The sequence below is a fragment of the Rosenbergiella metrosideri genome (assembly GCF_022602565.1).
Classification (GTDB): Bacteria; Pseudomonadota; Gammaproteobacteria; order Enterobacterales; family Enterobacteriaceae; genus Rosenbergiella; species Rosenbergiella metrosideri.
This window is the reverse complement of sequence record NZ_JALBCV010000008.1, coordinates 150,750-162,179: the sequence shown is the minus strand read 5'-3', so window position 1 is coordinate 162,179 and position 11,430 is coordinate 150,750. Positions and strand designations below refer to the sequence as shown.

Here is an 11,430-nt window from a genome sequence, read left to right as displayed (position 1 = left end):
CGTTTATGTTCCTATTTTGTTTATAACATAACGAAATATTGGATTTGGGTTTTTTAAAAAATAGCATGGGCGACCATAACGCTTAAAACTATAAAGTAAAAGTTATACTAATTATCGCTCTGCATCAAAATTATTAAGATTTTTTCAACTTATTCCTTCTTGTTCTCTTCCCCCCTAAATGATGGAGGAAGAGGAAAACATCAGGGTTTTTTATCCCGATATTTTATATAAATCGTCTAAAAATGTCTCACGCCAACGGGTAATTGTCTGATGACTTAGGGTCTCCATCATGATAGCGTGCCGGCGAACCCGTTCTTCTTTTGTCATGGTTGTGGCATGTAAAATAGCCTTCGCGACTTCATCGCGATCATAAGGATTCACTAATAACGCCTCGGTCAGCTCACAAGCGGCCCCAGCGAATTTTGATAGAATCAGTACACCGGGATTTTCCGGGTCTTGCGCAGCCAAATACTCTTTGGCGACCAAGTTCATTCCATCACGTAGCGGCGTGATCAACGCAATATCGGTCAGGCGGAAAATCTTCATTAATAGACGGCGGTCAAAGTGCTGATTGAGATAATAGAGAGGCGTCCAGCTCATGGTACCGTATTTCCCGTTTATCCTTCCTGCTTCTGTTTCAAGCTGATGGCGTATCGCTTGGTAGGCTTGCACCTCGCCGCGTGAGGTCGGCGCAATCTGCGTGTAACGGATATTCCCGCGGTGCTCGGGGTATTTTTCTAAAAAGCTTTCGTACGCAAGAAAGCGCTCTGGGATCCCTTTTGAATAGTCCAAACGCTCGCACGCAATGATATTTTTGGCATCGCCCAACTCTTGTCGAATCGCCTGCATTTTCGGTGGTAAGGGTCCTTCTGCCAGTTTACGAATACTATCGGGATCAATACCAATTGGGTAATCGTGGACATGGAAGGTATTACCGTAGGCCTGATAGACCCCCTCTTCTTGCGTCACTAATTCCGTTTCATGGGCAATCGCGGCTAAGAACGCTTTCGCATCACGCTCGGTTTGAAAGCCTAATAAATTATAGGCGGTCATTAAGCGTAATATTTCTTGATAGTCAGGCAGCGCCATTAATACTTCAGGGGCAGGAAAAGGAATATGCAGAAAAAATCCCAGCGGATGCTGGCTACCCTGCTCACGCAGTGCTGCAGCAAAAGGGAGTAAATGGTAGTCGTGTACCCATACCACATCATCTTGTTGCAGCAGTGGGAAAAGTTTAGTCGCTAACAGTTCGTTGACGTGTAAGTAGCCTTCCCAAGCCTCACGCTGATATTCAACAAGATCGAGGCGATAGTGGAAGGCGGGCCAAATCACCGTATTGGAGAACTGACTGTAATAAAGGTCGTAATCGTTTTGGGTCAGTGAGCAGGCCGCATAGGTGATATTTTTATCTTGCTCGATCTGTAGAGGTTCCTCTTCTCCGGTGATCTTGCTGATCTCTCCGTTCCATCCGAACCAGAGTCCACCCTGCTCTTGCAGAGCATCCAGTAGCCCGACGGCCAGCCCACCAGCGCCATTTTTGCTGTGGTCAGGGAGTGCGATACGGTTGGAGACAACAACTAATCTACCCATGCTATACACGCCTCATTTTATCTAAGTTAACGTTATTGTTTGCGAGCTTTCTTAGCCATTGATATAGCGCTGTTACATCATTGATTCGTTGGGTCGCTTCGCTCTCACCGCTACCGATTTTGATGGAAATACCCTGTTGCCGATTGACAGATTGGAAGCCGGCTTCGTCCGTGACATCGTCACCCAAAAAAACCGGAATGCGGCCCTTGAAAGGAGGGGTTTGCATAAGGAAATCTATCGCCTTGCCTTTATCGCATGCGCGCGGTTTAATTTCCCACACGCATTTTCCTGCTTGAACTTTAAAATCGGGATAGCGCTTAACAATGTCATCCGCAAGGTGTTGTAATACCTGCTGGGCGCTAGGCACTTGTCGGTAATGTAAGGCAAAGGCGATGCCTTTCTTTTCCAATCGTACACCAGGCAATGCGGCGATTTCGCGCGACAGTTGCTGTTCGATCTCGCCAAGCTGCTGTGCGTCGGCAAGCGTGGTCGTCAGTTCACCGTTGAATGCGCGGATTTCGGCGCCGTGAATACCGGCCGCCGCCCCACGCAGCGGTTGCGTTAACGCATCAATTTGACTTAACGGCCGCCCCGAGACAAAGGCGACCGCACCCCCTAATTGTTGGGTTAATTGCTTAAGATCAGTAATGACCGAAACGGGTATTGAGACGGCTTCTGGCGTTGCTTGAAGGCTGGCTAGCGTACCATCGATATCGAAAAAAAATGCGTAGTCGTTTTGTCGGCATTGTTGCCGCGATTCATTCATAAATACTCGCTTTTTCTGGTTGCGCATCGCGGTGAGGTGCACACTCGGTACATGGTATAACCACCCTCAACACGTTATAAAAATGTAACAATTAAGAATATTATGTGATTCATTAATGTTACTAAGTATAGACTCAATCTTGACGATTGCGGGGCGAATCAGAAAGTTACCTAAGTAATACGCTATAACAGCTCCGACTGCACAATCTGCTCATGGTCACCGTGAACACATTCCGCTACTCTAGGGACGTGAAAAATGACGTTAATTATGAGGTCTATATGGCAACTGAATATGCAATCATTGCAGGCGGCTGTTTTTGGTGTACGGAAGCCGTCTTTCAAAGCTTGAAAGGGGTATCGTCTGTCGAAAGTGGTTATACCGGCGGCGCATCAACAGATCCAACGTATGAACAAGTCTGTAGCGGGTCGACTGGCCATGCCGAAGCTATACGTATTGGGTTTGATCCCGAGCAGATTAGCTATGCCGATCTCCTCGCAGTGAGTTTCGCGACCCACGATCCGACCCAGCTTAATCGCCAAGGTAACGATATCGGTACACAATACCGTTCCGCTATTTTTCCGCTGGATGCGGCACAACGGCAGACTGCTGAACACGCGATCAAACTCGCCCAGCAGGATCACTCGCAACCTATCGTTACGACGATTGAAACCTTTACGGTGTGGTACCCCGCTGAAGATTATCATCAAGATTACTGGGATCGCGTTGGGGCAAACAATGGTTTCTGTATGGCGGTAATCCCACCTAAACTACAGAAGTTACGTAAGAAATTTGCAGATCGGGTTAAGGATTAAGCTGAAAAAGTACGACATTCCGCCGAGTCGCTCAGCCCTTAAGCGAATAAGTAAAAAGCGTGAAATAGTACTTGACCGTTGCGGGGCGACTCCCTATAGTAGCGCCCCGTTAGCGCTGCAAAGCTTAACAAACAATTTGGTGAGGTGTCCGAGTGGCTGAAGGAGCACGCCTGGAAAGTGTGTATACGGCAACGTATCGAGGGTTCGAATCCCTCCCTCACCGCCATATTCTGCAAAAGAGTGATGATCACTCTTTTCCCCCATTAGCACTTTCATGCTAATGACTAAACCCAGTGCTAGTAGCACTGGGTTTTTTTATGTCTATTTTTCCCCTCTGCGTCCGAGATTCCCTAAATATTCATTCTCATCATAACGTTACCAAAATCTGTACGATTGGGTCTTGCACCTTTCAGTAAATTGAAGATACTGTATATATTTACAGTATTAATCTGAGAGATGACAATGCTATGTTATCAACCTGCACGTATTCGTGCGCTTCTTGAGCTCCCTTTATTTATTAGTCGTATTCCTTGCGGCTTTCCCTCCCCTGCTCTGGACTATGTTGAGCAACGAATCGATCTCAACCAACTGCTTATCAGCCATCCCAGCGCAACCTATTTTGTTAAAGTCAGCGGAGACTCGATGATTGATGGCGGGATTAGTGAGGGAGATATGCTGGTGGTCGACAGTGCGTTAACCGCTAAGCAGGGCGATATTATCGTTGCCTCCTTAGCGGGAGAGTTTACTGTCAAGCAACTGATGCTAAAGCCCACCCTGCACCTCTTACCATTAAACTCCGCCTACGCCGCCATTCCTATCGATGATGTCGACCAATTCGACATTTTTGGTGTAGTCAAGCATGTTATCAAAACGCTGAATCCCTAATGTTCGCCTTAGTGGATGTCAACGCGTTCTATGCTTCCTGCGAAACGATTTTTCGTCCCGATCTCCGCGGTAAGCCGGTGGTGGTGCTAAGTAACAATGATGGCTGTGTTATCGCTCGCTCCGCGGAAGCCAAAGCGCTGAATATTCGGATGGGAGAACCCTATTTCAAACTGACACAGCAAAGTTACCCACAAAAAATAGCGGTCTTTAGCTCCAATTACGCCTTATATGCGGACATGAGCCATCGCGTGATGACACTCCTCGAAGAGATGGCACCACATGTCGAAATCTATTCAATCGATGAGGCTTTTCTTAACCTTACCGGTATGGCGGCATGTTGCTCGTTGGAACAGTATGGTCAGCAGGTACGCCAGCGCATCAAAAACGAAGCACACCTGACGGTAGGTGTCGGCATTGCCCCCACTAAGACTTTGGCAAAACTCGCCAATTATGCTGCAAAGAAATGGGTTAAGACCGCAGGTGTGGTTGATCTCTCCTCGCCACAACGGCAAAAAAAATTGCTGCCGCTAGTGCCAGTAGAGGAAGTCTGGGGCATTGGCCGTCGGCTCAGTAAAAAACTCGCACAGCTCGGCATTTATACTGCCGCGGATCTTGCCCAACAAGATACTCAGTTTATCCGTAAATCTTTCTCGGTCATTGTTGAACGGACAGTACGTGAACTGCGCGGCGAGCCCTGCTTAGCCCTAGAAGAGTTTGCGCCAGTAAAGCAGCAGATCCTCTGTTCCCGCTCATTTTCCCAGCGCATCACTGACTACGTGCAGATGCGTGAGGCAGTCTGTAATTATGCGGTGCGGGCTGCCGAGAAATTACGCGGGGAGAAACAGTATTGCCGACAGGTGGGCGTCTTTATCCGTACCAGCCCACATGCTGTGGGCGAAGTGTATTATGCCAATCAACTCACCGGTCAACTCCTTACCCCTTCCCAAGATACGCGCGATATCGTGCGGCTGGCGCTCTATTTACTTGACCAAATTTGGCGGGAGGGGCCTCGCTATATGAAGGCAGGTATTTTCTTAGGTGATTTTTTTCAGCACGGTGTGGCGCAGCTTAATCTTTTTGATCCACTCGCTCCTCACGCGAATAGCGACGCATTAATGCAAGTTGTTGATGGGATCAATCAACGTAGCAGAGGAACAATTTGGTTTGCAGGACAAGGAATTCAGAAACCTTGGGCGATGAAGCGAGAAAAATTGTCCCCCGCTTACACCACCCGTTACCAAGACTTACCCTGGGTAAAGTAAGAAGCCTAATTGAGTTCAGCAATAAGCGTTTGCATTAAGGGGAACGCATCCAAGGGCCATAATGCCGTTACCCCCGTGCCAGCCCAACAGACTTGCTAATCGGTGACGCCTTGCGCACTGGCGACCTTATCCAACTGCTTGGCTAGAGCGTAACTATAAGGATAGTCGGCATGTGCTGGGCGTAACGGGCGATCGATCTCTTGCTGCCAACGCCCCATAACCCCACGGGCGGGGCGGCCAGAAATCATATCAGTAATTGGCATGCCATTCGTCGTGAATAAACGTTGTCTTAGCTAATCGCTGGCGGCAGACTCCCGGCAAGCAATAAAGGCGATTCCCAATTGTGCGGCGCCCGCCCCTTGCTTTAACCGCTAAGTAATTCGCCCTCCCGCTTCCATCCCTTGCGTAATGATCGCTGAACATCCCTGCTGTTGGGTATAGAGTGCCTCACTAAGTCGTCCGACACTCGCCCAGTCAGGGACTTTCGTATGCTGTAAGGCTCGCAAGATAAACTTAGGCGGTAGACCAAAGTGAAAACTGACGACCGCTGGGCGGGTAGCAGGGATAACCTCCAGTAACTCAGGCGAGTCAGTAAAGGAGGCATAAGGGGCGAGAAGTTATCTAGAAACAGCCTGTCCAAATTACGTAAAATGCTCTGAAAGGTACTCGCACCATGCCCTCCCGCCTCAGAAACCTGACTGGCTAGTAAGGGGGACACGCCAGCCATCGGTGCTAAAAAATCGGATAACGAATTCCTAATTGGGTCAGTAACGACATGCTGATCCCTGAATCGCTTACTGTTCTGGCCGGTAAAGCATCTCGATGCAGTCAAAGGTATAACTGGCAGCAGGCGAATAGTGGGTATCATTACGCAGGCATTGAAACCCCTGTTTAAGATAAAACCCCTGAGCATTAGGGGTAGAAGAAAGTGTGAGGGCATTTATGCCTCGCGCCAGCGCCTCTTGTTTAATGCAGGTCATGATACGCGCCGCGATCCCCTGTCGCATGGCTTCAGGTGAAGTAAACATCGCCTCAACACGCTGCTTCTCGACATCTAGATACCCGGTCGCCAGGAGCTGATGTTGCACATTTTCTGCAACATAAAAGGGATTTTGCAGGATAGCCTGCCGGTAACCATCAGGCATTTTTTCTGGCGTCCACGCGCGAATGGCGGATAAAGGATAGCAAGCTTGGCACTGTGCGATGATCGCTAGATTACGAATACGCCAACATAACTCAGCCTCATCGCCCCGCGCCCTTCTAATCCTTATACTCATGCTCCTCCCTCAATAACGATAAATAAAAAACCGCCCTACTGGGCGGTCGATGACACAACTGATTATTGATAGGCAAGCAGTGTGCGTTGACAGAGCTCTGAGCGAACACAGTCTTCTGCACTGAAGCGTACCACCCCGACAACGTCATCATCAGAAAAACGCTGCATCGCATCAGCAAGCCCGGATTTAACACCTGCTGGTAAGTCACATTGGGTAATATCGCCGTTGACGATAACGGTTACGTTTTCCCCTAAGCGAGTGAGGAACATTTTCATTTGTGAAGCGGTAACGTTCTGCGCTTCATCAAGAATAACGAACGCATTCTCAAAGGTTCTGCCCCGCATATAAGCGAAAGGAGCAATTTCAACTTTCGCAATTTCAGGGCGTAAACAGTAATGCATAAAAGAGGACCCCAAGCGTTTGACTAATACGTCATAGACCGGCCGGAAGTAAGGAGCAAATTTTTCAGAAATGTCGCCAGGGAGGAAACCCAAGTCTTCATCGGCTTGTAACACTGGGCGAGTCACAATGATTCGCTCGATATCTTTGTTAATTAAGGCTTCTGCGGCTTTAGCGGTACTGATCCAGGTTTTACCGCACCCCGCTTCGCCTGTAGCGAAAATCAATGATTTTGTGGTAATTTCCTGCAAATAATGGGCTTGTGAAGCATTACGTGCAACGATCGGTTGACGGTCACGGACATCTCGCGCCATACCGATTGCATCAAGACCACTCATATGAACCAAGGAGGAGACTGATTCTTCTTCGCGTGAACGATGGCTCCGCGCATCACTACGAAGGACGCGTTTTGCTTCACGACGTGCTTTGACTACTGCTTTTTGTCTTCCCATGATGGCACCTTACTGTTGGTTTCAGTTACCGTCTGCCCAATGGCGACGTATAGTTGAACGCTTTAGAGGTTAGCTTCCTTATGAGCCTTACTGCCTGAGATTAGAAGTCGTTGACGTACATTGTCGCAAGATAGCTGTATAAGCGAATAGATCGCGGTTAGAGGAAAGGAACAGGAGGAAAGCATGGCACAACACGGCGCACAGTGTGAAAGAAGTCGTTTACCCACTGCCCCAGGTCGTCTCATTCGCGATCTCCCAACAGTTGTTATGATAGAACGATGTTGCCTGCTCATCATGTCTATAAACTATAGTACAAATCAACACTTATTACATTTATCACTCAAAAATGACATTTTTGTGATAATCACTTCATTCGTGCTCGAGTCATCACCCTAAATCATACCCTCTCTCCCCCCCCGAGAGCGCCCGTGAAGCTCGACCTTACCAAGCGCGAAAACATTCACTCAGCCCTGAGAGCAATATCTTATGGGATTGTATTGCCTGTCTTGATGAGGCCACTCAAAGCTTGACCCATACTTTAGGCGGATTAATCACCATCGCTTTATTGCATCCCCACGACTACACCACTGTGCAAGCAAGATTGAGCCGCTGAATTTCACGCTCCGATTTATCTCCATAGTGATCAATGGGTTATGCGTCGCGCCCCTGCGATGAGGTTGTGGGAGCGAGAGAGCTTATCGTGAACCTCACAGGTACGCTTAATCCGTTCAGGCCGGCACTTTGCGGGAGAAAGTGTCTTACATTGGTCGACAGAAGAGGGCGTACTCTTAGCAGGGAAATGATTCAGGTTACGCCCGGTGGCGCTACAGTCTCTTTTATCTGAAGCTATCCTGACCTGTTGCCACTGCCCGTCCAGAGCGTTTGCTCGATAAGGGATCGATTAGCCCCGTTTCGTTTTGCCAAAATCTATGAGGCCTTTAAAGGGCGAAATATTCTGCAGCGGGGAGACGATATCGTCAGGCAATCCAGTGCAAAATATCTTTCCCACTTACAGCCCATCGGCGCATCGCCGAGAGAGGAAACACTAACGCACGCCCAAGCTACTCAGTAACCTTACGCAAAGCGAGCTCACCCGCCGGCTAAACGACATATTCTGATACGAAAAATCCTGTTGGCGGGTCATATAACAGCTTAGAATACTTTTACAAAACTAAATGGAAATGATATTACTAACCATTCCTATTTACGTTAATTTACCTAGAGACAGTGACCGTGCTAGCCACCTTGGTTATCGCGTTACGTGAAGGGTTAGAAGCCGTTCTAATCGTCAGTATCATCGCGACCTTTTTACGAAAAAATCAGCAATCATTAGTCCCCATGTGGTGGGGTGTCTTCGCTGCCGTATTACTTTCCCTAGCAGTAGGCATCGGACTCAGTCTCACTGAACACGCTTTACCTCAAGCAGAACAAGAGGCGATGGAGGCAATAATCGGCGCCATTGCTGTGATCTTCGTCAGCAGTATGATTATTTGGATGCAGCACCATGCACCACAACTGAAATATCAACTTGAGAACGAGGCAAGCCTAGCCTTACGCCAATCGAGCCGCTGGGCCTTACCGACTATGGCTTTTCTAGCCGTCCTCAAAGAGGGTTTCGAAACCAGCGTCTTTATGTTAGCGACTTTCTCCGCCGCGCAATCATCGATCTGGGCGACTGTTGGCGCAGTGGTTGGCCTGTTACTGGCGCTAATGATCGGTTGGGGGATATATCGTGGCGGTATACGTCTTAATCTCGGACGTTTCTTTAAAATAACCGGTATTTTCTTGGTCGTCGTGGCTGCTGGGTTAGTGGTCTCTGCCCTGCGCAGTGCTCACGAAGCGGGTTGGCTATTGATCGGCCAACATAAGGTGTTGGACCTCTATTGGTTACTGCCAGCAGGCTCGATCCGTGCCGCGCTCATCACCGGCGTACTGGGGATCCCTGCCGACCCACGCACTGCAGAGCTATTAGGCTGGCTAAGCTATCTCGTGCTATTCGTTTTAATCTTGGCTTGGCCACAACGCTATCAGCCAAGTCCAAGGGTCGCTTACCGCCTATTGCAGAGCCTAAGTCTGGTCACACTGGTCGGCGCAATAATCTGTGCCAAATTACTTTCGCCTCCCGCGTTTCACTCAGCACAGTCTCTGCCACTGGTCACGCCGCAAGATGACAGCGAAGTGCCTATCGGCACCTTGCTGCGTACAGCCGACGGTCTCGAGTTAACCCTTACCGGTCAGTCTACGCGCTTTATGCCCTTTAGTGCCGCCCCAGTCACGCCCGTACCGGAAGAGCACACCGTCACGCTTAAGGGTCAATGGCCTGATGCCCCGAATCAGCTCTCGCTGGACCAAGTCATTGCACTTTATCACCAACGCGTTCCCCCTGGGCTACATCCTCAACAGCACCCTGGCCCCTATCAAAGCCAGTGGCAGTTGAGTTGTCAGATCACGCTCACCGTGCAGCATGGAGAAATTATCGCGGCACACAGTACCGCCAATAGCCTGTTAACTTTAAGTGGCAGTGGCTTACCATCACCAAGATTGCTAGGTGTGACGCTACCCCCCACTGTCGTAGGCTGCCCATGGCAGACAAGTGCAGTCTGGCAACGTCACACAAACCAAGCATTAACCGCTTATCAAGAGACAGAGAATGTCTACGATTTCCTGCAGCATAAGTTACCTATCGTATTAGTGGTAATGAGTCTCGGTGCACTCGCGCTAAGCGTCCGTAGCAAAAAAAGATCACACCATAACGCTTAAAATATAATGAGATAACGACTATGATGAAACAGCAATTATTACGCCACCCCGCTCTAAAGTTGAGTACCCTTGCGTTATTCTTACTCACTGCAGGCGCCTCTCATGCCGCCACAACGCCCGACGTCGCTCAGGTAAATATTACCTTAACGGGCGATAACGGCGGACAATGTCAACTCGATACGAATAAGGTCAAGGCAGGACCCGTCACCTTTAACATCGTGAATAAAACCGCCACCGCGATCACTGAGATCGAACTGCTCAGTAATAACCGTATTTTGGGCGAAAAAGAAAACCTCGCGCCCGGCCTACCGGCGGTAAAATTTACCCTTAACCTAGAGGGTGGCAATTATCAGCTTTACTGCCCTGGCGCTGCAAAAGAATTAGTCGACTTTACCGTGAACGGCCAGCGAAGCGCACAATCCTCCGATAGCATCAGCACCCTATTAAAACAGGGGACAGACGACTACGGTCGCTATGTAGAAAGTACCGTTGCTGGCATGGTCAGCGCCGTTGCGAAACTGCAAACGGCCATCAATGCTGGTCAGCTGGAGCAAGCAAAAATCGCCTACGCGCAGGCTCGCCCTTTCTACGAGCGTATTGAATCTGATGTCGACGGCTTCTTACTCCCCGGCTACAAAGCGACGAATAATGCCGGCAACCTAGACTATCTCATCGATATGCGCGCTTCGAATCTCGACCCAGCAGTCGGCTGGCATGGCTTCCATGCTATTGAACGCGACCTCTTCGAGAAAGGAAAGATTGATAAGAAAACGAAGCAAACCGCCCAAGGTTTAGTCACGCACGTTGCAGAATTAAATAAACAAGTCAAAGGTCTCACCTATAAACCTGAAGATTTAGCCAACGGTGCCGCAGACCTGCTCGAAGAGGTGCAAAGTACCAAAATCAATGGTGAGGAAGAAGCTTACAGCCATATCGATTTGGTCGACTTTGCAGGGAACGTCGAAGGGGCAATGCAAGCCTTTGCCTATTTACAGCCTGGCTTGGCAAAAATCGATCCGGCACTGACCCAGCAGGTTAGCGAACAATTTAGTGCGGTGCGCAAATTGCTTGATCAGTACCGTGATAGTCAAAGTTTAGGCGGCTATCGTCCTTACACTCAGTCGCTGAAAGCAGAAAATGCGGCGAAATTAAGCCGTGCAATACAAGCCTTACAAGAGCCGCTTTCCCATATCGCTGAGAAAGTCGCTACACACGCTGGAGCCTAAG

11 protein-coding genes and 1 tRNA gene are annotated in these 11,430 nt (G+C 49.1%); 6 read left to right on the top strand and 6 right to left on the bottom strand.

Annotated elements, in window-relative coordinates; translation table 11 throughout:
• Positions 1-210: 210 nt before the first annotated feature.
• A complete protein-coding gene (gene otsA, locus MKR94_RS10090; protein WP_241646776.1) occupies positions 211-1,590 on the bottom strand; it encodes an alpha,alpha-trehalose-phosphate synthase in 1,380 nt (459 codons plus the stop codon).
• Between the two features lies 1 nt (position 1,591).
• A complete protein-coding gene (gene otsB / locus MKR94_RS10085; protein WP_241646775.1) occupies positions 1,592-2,356 on the bottom strand; it encodes a trehalose-phosphatase in 765 nt (254 codons plus the stop codon).
• A 278-nt stretch (positions 2,357-2,634) separates the two neighbouring features.
• Here otsB and msrA point away from each other — a divergent pair, with 278 nt between their 5' ends.
• The 4 genes from msrA to umuC all read left to right on the top strand — a co-directional run bounded on the left by msrA (position 2,635) and on the right by umuC (position 5,315).
• Positions 2,635-3,168 carry a peptide-methionine (S)-S-oxide reductase MsrA gene (gene msrA, locus MKR94_RS10080; RefSeq protein ID WP_241646774.1) on the top strand — a complete coding sequence of 178 codons (534 nt, stop codon included), beginning with the start codon at positions 2,635-2,637 and terminating at the stop codon, positions 3,166-3,168.
• Between the two features lie 138 nt (positions 3,169-3,306).
• A tRNA-Ser gene (locus tag MKR94_RS10075) sits at positions 3,307-3,394 on the top strand.
• 236 nt (positions 3,395-3,630) lie between these two features.
• Positions 3,631-4,053: a translesion error-prone DNA polymerase V autoproteolytic subunit gene (gene umuD / locus MKR94_RS10070; protein ID WP_241583456.1), complete on the top strand. Its 423-nt coding sequence runs from the start codon at positions 3,631-3,633 to the stop codon at positions 4,051-4,053.
• Positions 4,053-5,315, top strand: a complete 1,263-nt coding sequence (gene umuC, locus MKR94_RS10065; protein WP_241583454.1) for a translesion error-prone DNA polymerase V subunit UmuC — start codon at positions 4,053-4,055, stop codon at positions 5,313-5,315. The genes umuD and umuC overlap by 1 nt, the downstream gene beginning before the upstream one ends.
• Before the next feature lie 95 nt (positions 5,316-5,410).
• On the opposite strand, the gene MKR94_RS10060 is transcribed toward umuC, so the two are convergent.
• The 4 genes from MKR94_RS10060 to phoH form a co-directional block, all read right to left on the bottom strand.
• On the bottom strand, positions 5,411-5,578 hold the full coding sequence (locus MKR94_RS10060) for a nitronate monooxygenase (protein WP_241583444.1): 168 nt from the start codon (positions 5,576-5,578) through the stop codon (positions 5,411-5,413).
• Between the two features lie 108 nt (positions 5,579-5,686).
• Entirely contained in the window at positions 5,687-5,881 is a 195-nt protein-coding gene (locus tag MKR94_RS10055) for a nitronate monooxygenase (protein ID WP_241646784.1), read from the bottom strand.
• A gap of 228 nt (positions 5,882-6,109) precedes the next feature.
• Positions 6,110-6,592: a GNAT family N-acetyltransferase gene (locus MKR94_RS10050; protein ID WP_241646773.1), complete on the bottom strand. Its 483-nt coding sequence runs from the start codon at positions 6,590-6,592 to the stop codon at positions 6,110-6,112.
• Between the two features lie 62 nt (positions 6,593-6,654).
• Positions 6,655-7,443 (bottom strand): phosphate starvation-inducible protein PhoH, encoded by a 789-nt coding sequence (gene phoH / locus MKR94_RS10045; RefSeq protein WP_241583431.1) that lies wholly within the window; start codon positions 7,441-7,443, stop codon positions 6,655-6,657.
• A gap of 1,227 nt (positions 7,444-8,670) precedes the next feature.
• Here phoH and efeU point away from each other — a divergent pair.
• Together efeU and efeO are read left to right on the top strand one after the other, a co-directional pair.
• Positions 8,671-10,203 (top strand): iron uptake transporter permease EfeU, encoded by a 1,533-nt coding sequence (gene efeU, locus MKR94_RS10040; protein ID WP_241646772.1) that lies wholly within the window; start codon positions 8,671-8,673, stop codon positions 10,201-10,203.
• Positions 10,204-10,223: 20 nt separating this feature from the next.
• Positions 10,224-11,429, top strand: coding sequence for an iron uptake system protein EfeO (efeO, locus tag MKR94_RS10035; RefSeq protein ID WP_241646771.1), 1,206 nt, complete (start codon positions 10,224-10,226; stop codon positions 11,427-11,429).
• Position 11,430: the final 1 nt, after the last annotated feature.